Below are 16,859 nucleotides of genomic sequence, written 5' to 3' on the forward strand. Positions count from 1 at the left end.
GCGCGCCCATCGTCTAGCGGTCTAGGACGTCGCCCTTTCACGGCGAAAACAGGGGTTCGATTCCCCTTGGGCGCGCCAGTGAAATCAACAACTTAAATCGATTTCGGATACCGTCTCACACAAGCATCTGCGGTCGTGGCGAACGGGTAGTTCGTTGCTGGGCGGCAGGCGGCCGCGTTGCGCCACGGGCCGCTGACCTTTGAGTTGCTCCAGGTCGTAGTTCCCAGCGGACACAGAGACGGTCGAAATAGGAGCTATTTGCGACCGCTCTTCCGAGCTTTAATCCGGTGCTGGCGGTGCGACAGTCTTAAGGTCAGCCATGAATGCCTCTCTCGATCGAAACGGCGACCGGTACGCGACGCGCTGCACGTCTCGACTAGAGGCCGGCTTTGTACTGCTTGGGAGTGACGCCCGTGAACTGGCGGAAGACCTTCGCGAAGTGACTTTGACTCGAAAAGCCGATTTCCGCGGCCACCTGACTTCCGGACAGGGTCGTGCTTGTAAACAGGTCCTTCGCTCCCGCAACACGTTCCCGCATTACAAATTGATAGGGCGTCATCCCGAACGAAGCCTTGAAAATACGAGCAAAGTGAGAGGCACTCATCTGCATCAGTCTGGCCAGCTCCGTTACGGAGATGTCGCTGACCAGCCGCTCTCGGATGTAGCCGACGAGGGTCCGCATCTCAGCCGGCGACAGGCTTTTCTCGCAACCGGTCAGAAGCTGAGGGGTGGCGTATCTACCCGCGAGATACGTCAGGAATGCGACGGAGATCGATTCTCCAAATAGCCTGCCAGAGGTGCATCCATCTTTGACTTCCGCAGACATTGCAGACAATAGCGTGGCAAGCCTGAAATCTCCTGTCACCTGCACAGGACTCAACGACTTATCAATTGCAAGAACTTGAGCGGGTGCGAGGTCCTCCAACCTAGAGCCATCCAGCTGCAGCACCATCATCCGAAATGAGCCACCTGGCAGGACAGATTGGATCTCCACGTTGCGGCGTGTAATGGACACGGTTCCGGGCTCGAGTGGGTCAACGCTCCAAATGCCTCGGTGCTTCCAACGCAAAAAACCCTGACCACCCGTGACATACAATAGCGTGGTCTTTGACCAGGAATGGCTCGGCATCGGCCCGCCCGGCGCATTCGCCTCTTCGAAGCTAAAACCGGCCCAGGGGTGATCGGCACTCATCAAATCCGCCGTGCGGAACAACGGCACGCGCCGTCCTTGTGCGATAAATTCAATTCGCGTCGCACTCATTGACAGGTCCAGTTCTCAGCGAGGGCCGATAATGGTTCACGCTTTTGTGATTAACGACTCACTGTCAATTTCGTTCCTTTAGCTAGAGCTCACGACGTTGTGAACTTTAATTATGTGACGTGCAGGATCATGCTCAAATGCACAGGATCATTGTCGTTTCCTCCCGCGTCCACCTCTAGGGTTCTTTTTGACGAGCGCACTTTAGTTTTCGACGAAGATCGAAAACGCTGGTCGTTAAAAAGCAAACGGAGGAATTATGAACAATGAAAACAATCGACTGGCGAAATCCAGTCCTCGGGCTTTGAGAAATTATTGTCCGTTAGCTGCGCTCTTGCTCATCGCAGCGACAAGCGGCGGCGCCTTGGCCTGGGAGGCTCGCAAGCCCATCGTGCTCGACAGCTCCGGCGGATTCGAAGTCGGCGGTAAGGTCATCCCCATCGACCCCGCGACCCCCAATCGGACGCTGTCGTGCGATCACGGGTACGTTGAGTATTTCTTGCCGGCTAACCCGCGCAAGACGAGCCTCGTCATGTGGCACAGCTCCAGCACGCAGGTGTGGCAGAACCGCTGGGACGGTGGCGAAGGCTACAAGGACATGTTCCTGCGCCGCGATTACCCCGTCTACTTGTGGGATGGGCCAAGGGTCGGGCGCGCGAACTGGAGCTGCGAGCCGATCAACTACGTGCCTTCATCCCGGGATCAGGGCAATTTCGCGGCGTGGAATTTCGGCCCCGTGACTCCCGCCGGATTATTGCCGACGGCAGCAGAATGGTGGCCCGACGTGCAGTTTCCGACCACCAATGCCTATGCTTGGGCCCAGGCGACTAGCGCTCGCTATGACGAGTTCGATATGGCGAAGAATATCGAGATTGAGACGGATGCAGCAGCCATAGCGGCTGACTCCGGCAGACTGGGTAAGAGCATCGTTTACCTCACCAATTCCGCGGGTGGACTTCGCGCTATGCGGACGACGACCAAGAGCCAGAACGACAACATCAAGGGCATCGTCACTTACGAAAGCATCGGATACGTGTTCCCCATCGGTGACCCCGAGAGCCCCAAGCTCTGCACAGACCCGGGGCCGGCCTGCGCCTTCGGACCCATCGGCGTTCCGCTCGCGGACTTCAAGAAACTGGCGAAGCTCAAATCGATCCAGTTCGTGTGGGGTGACCACCGGCCTGAAACCGGCACCTTCGTTAGCACCTTCGTTGCGCAGTCCCGCCTGTGCGCCAAGCTCATCAACAAGTATGGCGGCCACGCGGAAGTCCTCAAGCTCGGGGACGATGCGGGGCTCAAAGGAAGCACGCACATCGCGTTTGCCGACATGGACAACGACAAGGTTGCATCTCTCCTGGACAAGTTCCTGAAGAAGGCCAACTTGGACGGGTATGTGAACAACGACCACGACCACAACTACTGGCCGTCTCATTATTGATCATGCGGAAAAGCCCTGCCCGCCTCGCGCGGCGCAGGGCTGTTACTTGCACGCATATGTAAAGTAATGGTCACAGTCGGCGCAGGGAGCACTGTTATACCGGTGCGTTCTTCTTCCGCTGCAGCGTTGGGGCGGAACGTTCGGTCTACTCCGTCAGATCTATATTTAACCAAGCAAAACAAGTTAGCACTACTTTGGCAAATTTTTAGCTGCAGGCGAGTTTTTGGGATTCCCGAGGGAGGGTTTGCGTGATTCATGAGAGGTCGGCCTATGGAGGGCCGATCAATGGACGTGGACTGGCAAGCCGATCTCGATCGCTGGCTTGCGCCGTTTGTCGCGGCGCTACAGCATAAGACTCGGGCGCGGATGTGCCCTCTCTATGTCGCGGGTTTGATTGGTCCAGGGGACCGCAAGAGCGTTCAGTCGATGGCGGCGCGCGCCAGCGAGGTCGGCTACGATCAGCTTCATCATTTCGTCGCAGCCGGAGTTTGGGACAGCGCTCCACTCGAGGCTGCTCTGCTGAAGGAAGCAGATGGCCTGGTTGGCGATGAGGCGGGTTTTCTTGTCATCGATGACACGGCGTTACCCAAGAAGGGACGTCACTCGGTTGGCGTCGCGCCACAATATGCCTCGTCGCTCGGAAAGACTGCCAACTGTCAGTCGCTGGTCTCGGTAACGTTGGCGTCGCGCGAGGTGCCGGTGATGGTCAATTTTCAGTCCGATTTTGGAGAAGCCGGGGTCAAGCCTACAACGTCGTGCCCGCGTGACGATAATTAACGCGGCGGTTTGGGCCTTGCGAGATTGGCCCGAACCGGGGGCGCGCGCCATTGGGGGGCATGCGAGGACCGCGTTGTACGCTTGTCAGCCTTCATTGCCGTTCGTCCGCGCTTCAGAGTTCCGGCCACCGCGGCGAGCCGTTCCTTAATGATCGCGTGCTGCTGGCGTGCGCCGTCATCACGAAATGTGCGACGCGTACGGGGGGCGGTTCCAAAATGGAAAAATATTCGTCGGCGCAGTTCGCAAGAAAAAACGAGGTCAGATCCCTCGCGGCTCCGTAGAATGAAGAATCCGGCCGATCCCTCTCCAGGCCCCCTCGGGAAGGCGATTTCTCCTGGTATCGATAAAAGCTTCTCGCCAGAAAGATGTTGGCTTAAAGAAAACATGCCAAGTTGGAGGTCGAGGACAGCGATTCAAGGAAGCGCAATTGCCTTGCCTGTTTATTGGCGGATGCGTCCAAGGCGTATCCGCTTGAGGCTTTTCTTTTGGTCGCGACGCGAGATTCGCCGGCATTTGGAGATGAGGATAATGCGCTTTCAAAAGACGGCGGCCACTCTTGCGGCCATCGCAACTCTTGCGCTCGCTTTAATGATGTCCGCTGGACAGGCCTCCGAGGCGACCAAAGGGACCGCGGCGTCCCACCGCCGCGCTCATGCGCAGCGCACCAGCCTCAGCTACGCCGCGGAAGAAAGGCGGCGGCGCCCCGCACACGGATCTTCCGGCTTTGTCGCCCTCTCGCAAGACGGGGAGAGCGGAGCGGGGTTCTATCCGCTGCCGCCACAATATCGCATCGGCGCCGCGCAAGAGCGGCAGCATCGCAAGATCCAGTATCGGAACGCGATAGGCACAGCGATGGCCAGCGAAGCAATTGCCTATGATTTTGATCAAGGCTACGGCTTTGTTAATACCAATAGCCATGGCATTTTCGACCCCGTCGATGGTTATGGCACGCCCTTTTTCGCGGGCTATTACAATTGACGGGATTAGCTAAGCATGCGGAACGCGTTCCGACGTGTTGAAATCTGGCCGTCGCGAAACAAAGAATTGCGACGAGAAGCGGCATTGTTGACGTTTCGCGACATTTGCGCCGCCGTCCGCGGCGACGACGATGACCGAAGGTTTTTCGATTCAATAGCAAGACTCGCAGTGCGGCGCGAGTGGTCAGCTGGCAAGTGACGCTTCACGATACGAATCGTGAAAGGATCCGTTCATGAACCCGCGCCCCAAGCAACGACAGCAGCCCGACGCGCCAGCGACGCAAGATCCGCGCTGGACTTCAATCGTCGCCCGCGATCCTTCGGCGGAGTGCTCGTTTTTCTATTCCGTTGAAACGACTGGCGTTTACTGCCGCCCATCCTGTCCGGCGCGGCGGCCCAACCCGAAGAATGTCCGGTTCCACGCCACGGCGGCGGCCGCGGAGGCCGCAGGCTTTCGTCCCTGCCAGCGCTGCCGCCCCGACGCCGCGCCGCTAGCGCAACGATACGCCGCGAAAGTGGCTGACGCCTGCCGCTTGATTGAAGCCGCCGAAGAACCTCCGCGGTTGGCCCGGCTGGCCAAGGCGGCAGGGTTAAGCGCCTCTCATTTTCATCATGTTTTCAAGGCGACGACGGGATTGACGCCGACCGACTACGCGAGCGCGCAGCGGGCCCGCAAGCTCAGGGGCCAACTTGCCAGCTGCAAGACGGTGACCGAAGCTATTTTCGATGCGGGCTTCAACTCGAGCGGCCGCTTCTATGCAAAGGCCAATCAGATCTTGGGCATGACTCCCACCGCTTTTCAGGCCGGCGGCGCTGGCGCGGAAATCCGCTTCGCCATCGGTCAATCCTCTCTTGGCGCGATTCTTGTCGCGGTAAGCGCCAAAGGGGTCTGCGCCATCTCGATGGGTGATGATCCGTCCGCGCTTCTGCGCGATCTTGAGGATCGCTTCCCGCAGTCCAGGCTCATTGGCGCTGACGCGGCATTCGAGGCGCTGATCGCGAAGGTAGTCGGTTTTGTCGAGGCGCCAGCGCTTGGTCTTGAGCTGCCGCTCGATGTGCGCGGCACCGCCTTTCAGCGGCGCGTCTGGAAAGCCCTTCAGGAAATCTCAATGGGCTCAACAGAGAGTTATGCCGAGATCGCCGGGCGGATCGGAGCGCCAAAGGCAGTCCGCGCGGTAGCAGGCGCATGCGCCGCCAATCCGGTGGCCCTCGCGATCCCGTGTCACCGGGTGATCCGCAAGGATGGCGCATTGTCAGGCTATCGCTGGGGCGTCGAGCGCAAACGGGCTTTGCTCGCGCGTGAAATGAAAGCGAAATGAAAGCTGCTTAACCCAGCAGCTGCCTTGCGCCTCAGCGGACGCGCTCGACCTTGATCGCTGAAACCATACGGACGGCCCGCGCTGGACGCAGATCGCCTTCGACGACGAGCTGAAACGGGCCTTTCTCATCTTCCAGCGGCGCGCCGTCCATACTGTCAGCCAGAATCACGCGATCGCTTCTCGTCGCCGCATCCGTTCCGGCCAGGTCGAGCGCGATCCTGTAGCCGTCACGCGCCTCGACGATGACGATGTCGGCCATCTCCGGTCCATGGATGGCCTTGCCTCGAGGAACGCCGACTTTAGCCAGAACATCGCCGAGGAGGGCGCCTTCATAAGCGTGAGTGGCGCCATGCTGGTCGACGCTGATTTTTACGCGGGGGAGAGCGTCGAGCTCGGCGCGCGTTATCGACGCCTGCTCGCCGCCGAGCCCCGTGAGCGCAACGCCCGCGGCGCCATCTTCAGCGCTCGCGGGGCCGCTGACGATCAAAAAAAGGGCAGTCAGCGTGCAGAGCGGTCTCATGAGATCTTCCAATCTTGGATCCAATCCCACCCTTCCATATCCTAATGAAATCATAAGCTCCATATCAAAGCCGCCCTTGACGACGCGCCTCTTGTCACACCCTGACTCTCATGAGAGGCTTCAAGACTCACAAGTCACTGCGTGTAAGGTTAATCGCCTCCAGGAGCAGTCGATGAAGCACCACGACCCCTATCAGCCGGCAACCGCGCTCGGCATCGAAGAATGGGAAAGAGAAGAGCTGATCGCACTCGCGTTGAAGCTTATGGACGGAACCGTTGCGCTCGACATGACGCGAGCGGCTGCAGATTGCGGTTCGGTTGGCTGCATCGGCGGCCACATGGCTCTCGCGCACGGTATTTCCGTTCGCGGCGCTCGCCGTTACGTGCAAAATCAAGCCCAGTGCGACAGCCCGCTGGCGGCGCTCTTTTTCCCAGATTTCACGGTCAACCATCGCCATCCCGGATGGCGGGCGGAGGCGTGCGGCGCCGCCCGCGCGATCGTCAATTTTCTGACGACCGGCGCTCCTGATTGGGACGGCGTCATGCAAGCGAAAGAGCGCGCGCGATCGGCAGGCGCAACTGCCCTCTTGTCGGTTCCAGCCTAGCTTTTCACGGGTTCAGGCACGTCGCGGTGGAGCCAGTCGAGAAACGCGGCATTCACCGAGTCGGGCGCGAATTCGGCAATGCAATTGACGTAACTGACGACGCTTCCAATCGCCGCCTCGACCGCTGGCCGGTAACCGGCCCGCGTCTTTATGAGCAGAACAACTTCCGGCTCTTCCTTGATTTCCTCCTCCCAGCGGTAGGCGCAGGTAATTGGAAACCAGTTGCAGCAGACGGCCAGGCGCCGCTCCAAGACCGCCCGCGCGATCTCGCGAGCCTCTTCGACAGTGTTGAGCGTGACGTAAAAGATCTTCATCGGATAGGCCGATCGCCAAATGAACTCGCCCGCAGCTTGCGCCGCGGGCGAGTTTCGGCCGAGCCGTCAACCTTTTCAAGAGCTGCCGTTTGGACTCAGGCGGCGACGCCGATCGAATCGGCTTTCGCCAGAAGGGCTTCCGCCATGCGGATGCTGGCGATATCGATAAGGCGGCCGTCGAGCGAGACGGCGCCCTTTCCGGCTTTCGCCGCCTCGTCCATCGCCGCCACGATCCGGCGCGCCTTGTTGACCTCCGCGTCGGACGGCGTGAAGACCTTATTGGCGAGCTCGATCTGCGAAGGGTGGATCGCCCATTTTCCTTCATAGCCGAGCACTGCGACGCGATTGGCCGCCGCGATGAAGCCGTCGGGATCGGAGAAATCGCCGAAGGGTCCGTCGATGGGGCGCAGGCCATAGGCGCGGCAGGCGACCATCATGCGGGTTTGCGCGGCGTGCCAGGGATCAGCCCAAAAATACTGTCTGTCTCCCTTGGCGTCCTTATCGGTCAGCACGCCGTAATCCGCGTTAACGCCGCCGATGACGGTGGTGCGGGCGCGGGTCGAGGCGGCATAATCCGCGACGCCGAAAGACATTGCTTCGAGGCGCTTGCTCGATTGCGCGATGGCTTCGACATTGGCCATGCCGAGCGCGGTCTCGATCAAGATCTCGAAGCCGATGCGTTTCTGGCGCTTCTTGGCGGCCTCGATCTGCGTCACCAGCATGTCGATCGCGTAGACGTCGGCCGGCACGCCGACCTTCGGAATCAAGATCATGTCGAGGCGCGGGCATGCCTCCACGATGTCGACGACGTCGCGGTACATGTAATGGGTGTCAAGACCATTGATGCGCACCATCATGGTCTTTGAACCCCAATTGATCTCGTTGAGACCCGCGATGATGTTCTTGCGGGCCTGCTCCTTGTCGTCCGGCGCGACGGCGTCTTCGACGTCGAGGAAGATGATGTCGGCTGCTGACGTCGCGGCTTTCTCGAAGAGGCCGGGGTTGGAGCCGGGAACGGCGAGTTCCGAGCGATGCAAGCGCGGCGTCGCTTGTTCGATGATGGTGAAGCTCATAGCGTCATTTCCTTTTCCTAAATACTATATTGGTGCGGCTTCATCCGGTGGCGCCGAGACCGCTGGCGATGCAGTTGATCGAGAGCAGAAGATTGGATTTATAGGCCTCTTTGCTCAGTTCGTTTGTGCAGGCCCGGAACCCGCGCAAGAGCTCCACCTGCTCGCGATTGATCTTGTTGATGGTCGGCAGCCGATGTTCGAGCCGGCTTCGATAAGAGGGGAAGCGCTGCCCGATTTCGTCTTCCTCTGTAATCTTCAAGATCATTTTGTGCGTCAGGGCATATTCGGCCGTGATCATGCCGAAGATCGCCTCGCGCACGTCATCGTCATAGACGAGCCCGGCATATTCGCGCGCGATGTCGAGATCGACGAGGCCGAGGGTTTTCTCCACTTCCCCGACGATCATGCGAAACAGCTCGGACTCTGCAAACATGCGACGGAGCAGAGCGAGCCCACGCTCCTTGCGGACATCAAGGAAGCTGGCGACGCCGCTGCCGACGCCGTACCAGCCGGTGATGACGTGGCGGTTCTGCGCCCAGGCGAAGACCCATGGAATGGCGCGCAGGTCGCTCAGCGAACGAGCGCCGAAGCGGCGCGCTGGACGCGAGCCGATATTCAGCATCGAAATCTCGTCAAGCGGGCTTGCCGACTGAAAATAGGTCAGAAGGTCCGGATGATTGATGAGGCCCGCATAGGCCGCGTGCGAGGCGCCGGACAAGGCTTCCATCGCCTCTTCAAATTCGGCGCGCAGCGCCGGGGCGGCGCGTTCCGATATCAGCGCATGCTCGAAAACACTCGCCCCCAGCATCTCCATCTGATAGGCGGCGGTGCCTTTATTGGCATATTTGAACGAGACCACCTCGCCTTGCTCGGTGACGCGCAAGCGCCCGCTGATGGAGCCGGCCGGCTGCGCCGCGATCGCCTGCGCCGTCGGCGCGCCGCCCCGGCTCACGGACCCGCCGCGGCCGTGGAAAAAGGAGATCGGGATGCCGGCTTCCGCGCCGATCTTCGTCAGCCGGTCCTGCGCTTTCGCGAGCTCCCAGTTCGAGGACAGGAAGCCGCCGTCCTTGTTCGAGTCGGAATAGCCGATCATGACTTCCTGCGTTCCGCCCTGCATGCGGGCGCTGCGCCGGACAAGCGGCAGCGACAGCAATTCGCGCATGATCGCAGGCGCCGCGCGAAGGTCCGTTATCGTCTCGAAAAGGGGCGAGACGGGCAGGTTGCAGGCCTCGACCCGCGTTGCGTCGTGGTAGAGGTCAGCTTCCTTGGCGAGAAGATAGGCGCCAAGCACATCGGCGGCTGATCGCGTCATGCTGAGCACGAAGCTGCCAAAAGCCTCGCGGTCGAATTCTTCGTTCTGGTCGCGCGCAAGCTTGAACATGCCGAGCGTTTCTTCGGCTTCCGGCGGCAAGGAGCGATGAATCGAAGGCCCGTTGTGCGGACGCGCAAGTTCGGCAAGGAGCCAGGCCTTCCACTCCTTGGAATCGTGCGGCGGCGGCTCCCCGTCCGCCTCAGTGTGCATGGAGCGCCAAAGCGCCTGCAGGGTTTGGGTCAGCCGCGTCGTATTCTCGCGCAGGTCGAGCCTGACCGTGCGGAAGCGGAACACCTCGACAGCCCAGCGCAGCGGCCGCACGAGGTCCAGCGCAAGCCCGACGCTGCCGCTTTCGGCCAACGCCTCTTCGGTCACGGCGAGATCGGCGATGAGGTCGTCAGCGGTGATGTAAGGGGGAGCCGACGGCCGCGCGCCTTCGTAAAGCGCGAGAGTGGCCTTCAGCTTGCGATGGACGCAGAACAGAAATTGGCGATAAGGCTCGCCGGGATTGCGCAGCGCAATTTCGGGGCCTTCGCCGCTTTCCGCCAGAGCGCGATTGAGCGCCTCGCGAAAACCAGCCGGCGGCGGAAGCGCTCGTTCAGCGATCGAGAGGCTTCGCATCAACTGAAGAAGCCGTTGCTCGTAGTAGCGCAGGCTCGCGATCGCATTGGCGGTGAGAGCCCGCCGCGTAACTCTATTGGTGACGAAAGGATTGCCGTCGCGGTCGCCGCCGATCCAGGAGCCGAACTGAAAGAAATGTGAAAGCGCGAAATGCTCGCCGGGGTAGGAGCGCTGCAGCGCGCGATCAAGTTTTTTCAAAAGTTCGGGGACGCCGTCAAAAAGCGTTTCATGGAAGAAGTGCAGACCCCAGGCGACTTCCTGTTCGACCGAGGGCTTTTCCAGCCGCAGTTCGCCGGTCATCCACAGGAGTTCGATTTCGTCGCGTAGCTGGTCGATGATGCCGGCGCGTTCACGTGGCGTCCAGCGCGGTTGTTCGAGCTCGACCAGGAGGCGGTAGATGCGACGATGCTTTTCCAGCACGGTCACGCGCTTGGCTTCGGTCGGGTGCGCCGTGATAACCGGGCGCACGCGGGTCAACGCCAGTTTCTCGCCGAGATCTTGAGCGGCGACGCCGAGCTTGGCGGCTTTTGCGATCGCGTTGGCGAATGTGCCCGGAACCGCTTGTTCGCCACGTTCGCTTTCGGTCTGGCGCCGTTCCGTCATCGCCGCGTCCTGCTCGATGATTGACAGCAGCTGGAACCAGATGCCATGCGCCTGGAAGATGCGCGAGAGCGTTTCAGGCGAAGCGCTCTTGATGACGGACTCGCCGGCGAGAACCGGCGCGATCTCAGGGTGTTGTCGCTGCACGACCTCGAGCAGCAGCTGAAACAGGATGGTGGCGATGCGATCCCCGGATGGCGCGCCGTCGCTGACGTCGACCGCGCTCACGATCGGGTCGCGGCGCCCGTGAAACTTGGCCTCAGTCATGGCGAACGCTCCGAAGAGACCGCCAGAAAGCGTTTCCGTTCGTCATCTGGGCACGTCCCCCTCTTTGAATTTGGCTGGATTGCGGAGGTTGGCTTCCCCCGTCGGCATCGAATGGTGAAACAACCCGAGCGAACCAAGCCAGGCGGTTCGCTTCAATGGATATGAGGCGGTGCGATCCTTTGCCGAGCCGCCGTCCTCCCAGCCAATCTCAACTCTCGCGGATTTCCTGGAGCATGGAGCGGCCGGGCTTTGAGCGCCCCCTTGCGCTGTTGGACTGCGGCAATGCGCTTCGCCGCAGTCCAGCCTGGGGATTAGTGCGCGTGCGCGGGCTGTTGCGCCGGCGTTTGGCCTGCAGCGCCCGTGCGCCCCAACACCTTGGCCATAGTCGAGCCGAGTTCGCTTGGGCTCGGCGCGACGGTCAGCCCGTAGGACTTCATGATCTCCGCTTTTTCGGCGGCGCTGTCGCCGGACGCTGAGATGATGGCGCCCGCATGACCCATGCGGCGTCCTTTCGGCGCCGTGAGCCCGGCAACGTAGCCGACGACCGGCTTGGTCATATTGCTCTTGATCCACGCGGCGGCTTCGGCTTCCTGCGGACCGCCGATTTCGCCGATCATCATGACGGCTTCCGTCTCGGGATCCTGCTCGAACAGAACGAGATGATCAAGGAACGAACTGCCGTTGATCGGATCGCCGCCGATGCCGACGCTGGTCGAAACGCCGATGCCGAGATCCTTCATTTGCGAAGCGGCCTCATATCCGAGCGTGCCGGAGCGCGATACGATGCCGACCGAGCCTTTCATGTAAATGTTGCTTGGCATGATGCCGAGCATGGCTTTACCGGGGCTGATGATGCCGGCGCAGTTCGGCCCAACCAGCAAAGTCCGGCGGCCGCGCTGATAGCGCAGCAGATAGCGTTTCACGCGCATCATGTCCTGCGCCGGAATGCCGTCCGTGATCGAGCACACGAGCGCGACGCCGGCGTCGGCCGCCTCCATGATCGCGTCGGCGCAAAAGGCCGGAGCGACGAAGGTGATGCTGCAGTTCGCGCCGGTCGCGCGCACGGCGTCCTTGACGGTGTTGAAGACCGGCAGGCCGAGGTGGGTCGAGCCGCCTTTGCCGGGCGTCACACCGCCAACGACGTTGGTGCCGCACTCGATCATTTCCTTGGCGTGGAAAGTGCCCTTGTCGCCGGTGAAGCCCTGGATCAGGACCCGGCTTTTTTCATCGATTAGAATGCTCATCTCGTTAGCTCCCCGGGCCTGTTCCCGCTCGCCCGGTTATGGCTCGCGCAGGAAAGGCCCTCTTGATCCCAGTTCAGCTCAGGCCGTGGCGCGGGCTGGCGCGGCCGCCACCGCGTCAACCGCCGCGCGGGCGGCGTTGGCGAGAGTATCGGCGGAGATGATCGGCAGTCCGCTGTTGACGATGATGTCGCGGCCAGCCTGGTAATTGGTTCCGGCCAGCCGCACGATCAGCGGAACGTCGACGTTGAGCGATCGGCAGGCCTGGACGACGCCCTCGGCGACCCAGTCGCACCGATTGATGCCGGCGAACACATTGACCAGGATCGCTCTGACGTTGCGGTCGGACAGAACGAGGCGAAACGCCGCGGCGACCCGCTCCGGCGAAGCGCCGCCGCCAACGTCGAGGAAGTTCGCCGGGTTGCCGCCCGCATATTTGATCATGTCCATCGTCGCCATGGCGAGGCCGGCGCCGTTGACGATGCAGCCGATGTCGCCTTCAAGGCCGACATAGTTGAGGTTATGTTCGGCGGCCTGAACTTCGCGCGGGTCTTCCTGCGAATGATCGCGCATGTCGGCGATGGCGCCGCGGCGGAACAAGGCGTTGTCGTCGAAGGACATTTTCGCGTCGAGCGCGAGCACGCGATCGTCTTTTGTCACGACGAGCGGATTGATCTCGACCATCGTTGCGTCGAGGTCGCGGAAGGCGCGATAGCAGCCAAGCATGCTCTGCACCGCGCGGCTGACCTGCTTCAGATTGAGGCCAAGGCCGAAGGCGAGTTCGCGCGCTTCGAAAGGCTGAAGGCCGACCGCGGGCTCGACGACGACTTGCAGGATTTCCTCGGGATGCTCCTTGGCGATCTCCTCGATCTCCATGCCGCCGAAACGCGAAGCGATGATGCGCACGCGCTCGACTTTGCGATCGAGCACAAAACCCAGATAGATCTCGCGCTCGAAGGGCTCAGCGACCTCGATATAGACGCGCTGGACGACCTTGCCTTCGGGCCCGGTCTGGTTGGTGACGAGCGTCTTGCCGAGCATGTCGCTCGCAGCCGCGCGCACCTCATTATATGTTTTGCAGAGCTTGACGCCGCCGGCTTTGCCGCGTCCGCCTGAGTGAACCTGCGCCTTCACGGCCCAGTGCCATCCGCCCAGCTCCGTCGCGCAATAAACGGCTTGATCGGGACTATAGGCGACAGCGCCGCGCGGGATTGCGACGCCGAAATTGGCCAATATTTCCTTGGCCTGATACTCGTGAATGTCCAGCTTCCCCTCCTCCACATTGAGGGCGCTCCGCTTTGCGCGGGCCTGCCCGATATTGCATTTTTTCGCGGCGGGCCGTTAAGGCCGCCGGCTTCCTTAACGAGGTTCTACGCTAAGCTGAATAAGGCGCGGGACCCAATCTCAAGACTATCAGCCCTTTCGATCCTTGGCCATCGCGCGCCACAGCCGCGCGCTATAGGAAATCTCAATCAAGCTATAGTCAACCACAATAGCTTAACGGCTTCGTCACAGTTTCCGTAGCTTGCCGCCAGCGTTCTTATAGCTTCATCGCCGTAGCGGATGCGCCTTCATTTTTTTTAGTTTAGCCTCATTAAAATTATGCGCCCCGCAATGCTTAGATGGGTTGCGGCTGATTAGAAAAGCGTCGATAAGAACCCGACAAAAAACATTAGGCAATTAAACTCTCCATGGCTTTCGACGCGCGCAAACTTCTTCTGGATATGTTCGAGGCGGCCGTTGACGCAGCCTCGCCTGGGAAATGTCTGCCGCCGCATCTGCCGGCCGCTCCCGCTGGCCGCACGATCGTGGTTGGCGCCGGCAAAGCGGCGGGGGCAATGGCCAAGGCGGTCGAGGATCATTGGACGGGGCCGCTCGAAGGCCTGGTCGTTACACGCTATGGTCACGGCGCGCCATGCCGCCATATCGAGGTGATCGAGGCGGGCCATCCTGTGCCCGACGCGGCGGGCCGGGAGGCGGCCGAGCGCATATTCGCCTCCGTCGAAGGTCTCACCGCGGATGATCTGGTGTTGTGCCTTATTTCGGGCGGCGGCTCGGCGTTGCTCGCCCTGCCAGCGCCGGGCGTCACCCTCGCTGACAAGCAGGGCGTCAACAAAGCGTTGTTGAAGAGCGGCGCGACCATTTCCGAAATGAACTGCGTGCGCAAACATCTGTCGGCGATCAAAGGCGGCAAGCTTGCGGCCGCGGCGGCGCCGGCGCGGGTCATCGCATTGCTGATTTCCGACGTGCCTGGCGATGATCCAAGCGTCATTGCGTCTGGACCGACCGTCGCCGATCCGACGACGTCGGCCGACGCTCTCGCGATTATCGACAAATATCAGATCGCCGCGCCGGCGCATGTTCGGGCCTATCTGGAATCAACTCAGTCCGAAACGTTGAAGCCGGGGGATCCCCGGCTTGACGGGGTTGTCAATAAGATCATCGCGACGCCGCAAATGTCGCTCGAGGCAGCCGCGGCGGTCGCGCGAAGCGCCGGCGTCGCGCCGCTCATCCTCGCCAATGACATCGAGGGTGAGGCGCGCGATGTGGCGCTGGTGCATGCCGCTATTGCGCGCCAGGTCTATCATTTCGATCAGCCGGCGGCGGCGCCGTGCGTGCTGATCTCGGGCGGCGAGACAACGGTCACCGTGCGCGGGGCGGGGCGCGGCGGGCGCAATGCGGAATTTCTGCTCGCGCTTGGCGTCGCTCTCGACGGGCATGCCGGCATCTACTCGCTCGCAGCCGATACCGATGGCATCGACGGCACTGAAGACAATGCTGGCGCGCTGCTTTTTCCTGATAGTCTGGCGAAGGCCGCGGCCGCGGGCGTCTTCGCGAAGGACCGGCTCGCCAGCAATGACGGCTATGGCTTCTTCGCGTCGCTCAACAATCTAGTCGTGACAGGGCCGACGCGCACTAATGTGAATGATTTCCGGGCCATTCTGGTCGCTCGGCAAGGCTAGCTCTTGATTGAGCGGGCGGTCATGCGCCGCGCGCCGGTGCTGAGCGAAGTAGAATATATTCGATTTCTTGCGAAATCGGTCTAGCTCTAGCCGAAGACTTGCGATTGTCGGCTTTTTCGTGGACACTACAAAAGTAGTACTAATGGAGGATGCATAATGGCGGGCCGCCACTTTCTTTTCGTCCCAGGGCCGACCAATGTCCCGGATCGAGTCCTGCGCGCTATGGTCGTGCCGATGGAAGACCACCGGTCGCCGAAGTTCCCTGAGCTCACTCTGCCGCTGTTTCAGGATCTGAAGAAGATCTTCAAGACGACGGATGGGCAGGTTTTCCTTTACCCGTCCTCCGGCACGGGCGCGTGGGAAGCCGCCTTCACCAACACTTTGTCGCCCGGCGACAAGGTTCTCGCTTCGCGTTTCGGCCAGTTCACGCATTTGTGGATCGATATGGCGCAGCGCCTTGGCTTCGAGGTGCAGGTTCTCGAGGAGGAGTGGGGCACCGGCGTGAAGCCGGAAAAGATCGAGGAGATTTTGCGCGCTGATAAGTCGCACCAGATCAAGGCGGTCACGGCGTGCCACAATGAAACCGCCACCGGCGTCGCGAGCGACATTGGGGCCGTGCGCAAGGCCATTGACGCGGCCGGCCATCCGGCTCTGCTCTATGTCGATACCGTGAGCTCGCTTGCGAGCCTTGATTTCCGTCAGGATGAATGGGGCGTCGATCTCGCCATTTCCGGCTCGCAAAAAGGTCTGATGCTGCCGGCCGGCCTCAGCGTGCTTTCGGCGAGCCCGAAAGCGATCGCCGCCTCGAAGAAGGCGACGTCGAAGCGCTGCTATTTCGACTTCGAGGATATGACCAAGGCCAACGCAACCGGCTATTTCCCCTATACGCCGCCGCTGCCGCTGCTCTACGGCCTCCGCGAGGCGCTGAAAATCCTGTCCGAAGAAGGCCTTGATAACGTCATTGCGCGCCATCACCGGCTGGCTGGCGGCGTGCGCGCGGCCGTCAAGGCATGGGGTCTGCAGCCCTGCGCCAAAGAACCGAAATGGTATTCTGACACCGTGACGGCGATCGTCGTGCCGCCAGGCTACAACGCCGTCGACGTTATCAGCACGGCTTACAACCGCTACAATATGTCGCTCGGGGCCGGATTGTCGCAGGTCGCTGGCAAAGTGTTCCGCATCGGCCACCTTGGCGACCTCAACGAACTGATGTTGCTTGGCGCGATCTCCGGAGCCGAGATGGCGATGGCCGATGTCGGCATCCCCGTTGAACTCGGCAGCGGCGTCGCGGCGGCGCAGGCCCATTATCGTGCCGCAAACGCGGCGGCCAAGGCTGAAAAGGCGGCGTAGCCTTTTCAAAATGGGGAAAGCGCCACGCGCTTTCCCGCTCGCTGCCGCGCGGCCCATGACCCGCGCCTTCCTTGAGCCGCGCTCGCTCGCCGCGCGTGGCCTTGGAGCCTTCCCCTTGCCTTGCAATGAGCGGGGCGTCTCGCTTGTTGAGCGTCGATGCTGCCGACCGCGCGAGGCTACGCTAGGGAATTGACGCCGTCCTGCGACGTGCTGGCCAACATTGTC

General features: G+C 61.3%; 13 protein-coding genes, 1 tRNA gene and 1 pseudogene. 8 read left to right on the forward strand and 7 right to left on the reverse strand.

The genetic code is table 11. The features are described 5' to 3' along the window. Positions 1–2: 2 nt before the first annotated feature. Positions 3–78 (forward strand) — tRNA-Glu (locus tag SIN04_RS16550). Between the two features lie 298 nt (positions 79–376). Here the strand turns inward: SIN04_RS16550 and SIN04_RS16555 are convergent. Further along, entirely contained in the window at positions 377–1,261 is an 885-nt protein-coding gene (locus tag SIN04_RS16555) for an AraC family transcriptional regulator (protein ID WP_134490977.1), read from the reverse strand. Positions 1,262–1,517: 256 nt separating this feature from the next. Between SIN04_RS16555 and SIN04_RS16560 the strand changes: the two genes are divergently transcribed. The 4 genes and pseudogenes from SIN04_RS16560 to ada all read left to right on the forward strand — a co-directional run bounded on the left by SIN04_RS16560 (position 1,518) and on the right by ada (position 5,769). Beyond that, positions 1,518–2,696: an alpha/beta hydrolase gene (locus tag SIN04_RS16560; protein WP_134490979.1), complete on the forward strand. Its 1,179-nt coding sequence runs from the start codon at positions 1,518–1,520 to the stop codon at positions 2,694–2,696. Positions 2,697–2,944: 248 nt separating this feature from the next. After that, positions 2,945–3,404 (forward strand): annotated as a pseudogene (locus SIN04_RS16565) (IS701 family transposase); the annotation flags it as partial. A 351-nt stretch (positions 3,405–3,755) separates the two neighbouring features. Further along, positions 3,756–4,451 (forward strand): hypothetical protein, encoded by a 696-nt coding sequence (locus tag SIN04_RS16570; protein WP_134490981.1) that lies wholly within the window; start codon positions 3,756–3,758, stop codon positions 4,449–4,451. 232 nt (positions 4,452–4,683) lie between these two features. Continuing rightward, positions 4,684–5,769, forward strand: coding sequence for a bifunctional DNA-binding transcriptional regulator/O6-methylguanine-DNA methyltransferase Ada (gene ada / locus SIN04_RS16575; protein ID WP_134490983.1), 1,086 nt, complete (start codon positions 4,684–4,686; stop codon positions 5,767–5,769). Between the two features lie 31 nt (positions 5,770–5,800). On the opposite strand, the gene SIN04_RS16580 is transcribed toward ada, so the two are convergent. Further along, positions 5,801–6,289, reverse strand: a complete 489-nt coding sequence (locus SIN04_RS16580) for a molybdopterin-dependent oxidoreductase (protein ID WP_134490985.1) — start codon at positions 6,287–6,289, stop codon at positions 5,801–5,803. A 172-nt stretch (positions 6,290–6,461) separates the two neighbouring features. Here SIN04_RS16580 and SIN04_RS16585 point away from each other — a divergent pair, with 172 nt between their 5' ends. After that, entirely contained in the window at positions 6,462–6,893 is a 432-nt protein-coding gene (locus SIN04_RS16585; RefSeq protein WP_134490988.1) for a hypothetical protein, read from the forward strand. Here the strand turns inward: SIN04_RS16585 and cutA are convergent. From cutA to SIN04_RS16610, 5 genes are all read right to left on the reverse strand, one after another. Continuing rightward, a complete protein-coding gene (cutA, locus tag SIN04_RS16590) occupies positions 6,890–7,207 on the reverse strand; it encodes a divalent-cation tolerance protein CutA (protein WP_134490990.1) in 318 nt (105 codons plus the stop codon). The two genes, SIN04_RS16585 and cutA, sit on opposite strands and share 4 nt — an antisense overlap. Before the next feature lie 95 nt (positions 7,208–7,302). Continuing rightward, positions 7,303–8,280 carry an HpcH/HpaI aldolase/citrate lyase family protein gene (locus SIN04_RS16595; RefSeq protein WP_134490992.1) on the reverse strand — a complete coding sequence of 326 codons (978 nt, stop codon included), beginning with the start codon at positions 8,278–8,280 and terminating at the stop codon, positions 7,303–7,305. Between the two features lie 40 nt (positions 8,281–8,320). Continuing rightward, entirely contained in the window at positions 8,321–11,080 is a 2,760-nt protein-coding gene (locus SIN04_RS16600; RefSeq protein WP_134490994.1) for a phosphoenolpyruvate carboxylase, read from the reverse strand. 311 nt (positions 11,081–11,391) lie between these two features. Beyond that, complete coding sequence (gene sucD / locus SIN04_RS16605; RefSeq protein WP_174511623.1) at positions 11,392–12,324, reverse strand: succinate--CoA ligase subunit alpha; 933 nt, start codon at positions 12,322–12,324, stop codon at positions 11,392–11,394. Between the two features lie 78 nt (positions 12,325–12,402). Beyond that, positions 12,403–13,587, reverse strand: a complete 1,185-nt coding sequence (locus SIN04_RS16610) for a malate--CoA ligase subunit beta (RefSeq protein ID WP_134492606.1) — start codon at positions 13,585–13,587, stop codon at positions 12,403–12,405. 425 nt (positions 13,588–14,012) lie between these two features. On the opposite strand from SIN04_RS16610, the gene SIN04_RS16615 reads away from it, so the two are divergent. Both SIN04_RS16615 and SIN04_RS16620 read left to right on the forward strand, forming a co-directional pair. Further along, positions 14,013–15,284, forward strand: coding sequence for a glycerate kinase type-2 family protein (locus SIN04_RS16615; protein WP_134490996.1), 1,272 nt, complete (start codon positions 14,013–14,015; stop codon positions 15,282–15,284). A gap of 156 nt (positions 15,285–15,440) precedes the next feature. After that, positions 15,441–16,634: an aminotransferase class V-fold PLP-dependent enzyme gene (locus SIN04_RS16620; RefSeq protein ID WP_134490998.1), complete on the forward strand. Its 1,194-nt coding sequence runs from the start codon at positions 15,441–15,443 to the stop codon at positions 16,632–16,634. Positions 16,635–16,859 lie beyond the last annotated feature (225 nt).

It is taken from the genome of Methylocella tundrae (assembly GCF_038024855.1).
Classification (GTDB): domain Bacteria; phylum Pseudomonadota; class Alphaproteobacteria; order Rhizobiales; family Beijerinckiaceae; genus Methylocapsa; species Methylocapsa tundrae.

Excerpts from the sequence above, each read along its gene's own strand:
- SIN04_RS16555 (WP_134490977.1), bottom strand. The coding sequence starts at position 1,261 with ATGAGTGCGACGCGAATTGAATTTATCGCACAAGGACGGCGCGTGCCG.
- SIN04_RS16560 (WP_134490979.1), top strand. The coding sequence starts at position 1,518 with ATGAACAATGAAAACAATCGACTGGCGAAATCCAGTCCTCGGGCTTTG.
- SIN04_RS16570 (WP_134490981.1), top strand. The coding sequence starts at position 3,756 with ATGAAGAATCCGGCCGATCCCTCTCCAGGCCCCCTCGGGAAGGCGATT.
- ada (WP_134490983.1), top strand. The coding sequence starts at position 4,684 with ATGAACCCGCGCCCCAAGCAACGACAGCAGCCCGACGCGCCAGCGACG.
- SIN04_RS16580 (WP_134490985.1), bottom strand. The coding sequence starts at position 6,289 with ATGAGACCGCTCTGCACGCTGACTGCCCTTTTTTTGATCGTCAGCGGC.
- SIN04_RS16585 (WP_134490988.1), top strand. The coding sequence starts at position 6,462 with ATGAAGCACCACGACCCCTATCAGCCGGCAACCGCGCTCGGCATCGAA.
- cutA (WP_134490990.1), bottom strand. The coding sequence starts at position 7,207 with ATGAAGATCTTTTACGTCACGCTCAACACTGTCGAAGAGGCTCGCGAG.
- SIN04_RS16595 (WP_134490992.1), bottom strand. The coding sequence starts at position 8,280 with ATGAGCTTCACCATCATCGAACAAGCGACGCCGCGCTTGCATCGCTCG.
- SIN04_RS16600 (WP_134490994.1), bottom strand. The coding sequence starts at position 11,080 with ATGACTGAGGCCAAGTTTCACGGGCGCCGCGACCCGATCGTGAGCGCG.
- sucD (WP_174511623.1), bottom strand. The coding sequence starts at position 12,324 with ATGAGCATTCTAATCGATGAAAAAAGCCGGGTCCTGATCCAGGGCTTC.
- SIN04_RS16615 (WP_134490996.1), top strand. The coding sequence starts at position 14,013 with ATGGCTTTCGACGCGCGCAAACTTCTTCTGGATATGTTCGAGGCGGCC.
- SIN04_RS16620 (WP_134490998.1), top strand. The coding sequence starts at position 15,441 with ATGGCGGGCCGCCACTTTCTTTTCGTCCCAGGGCCGACCAATGTCCCG.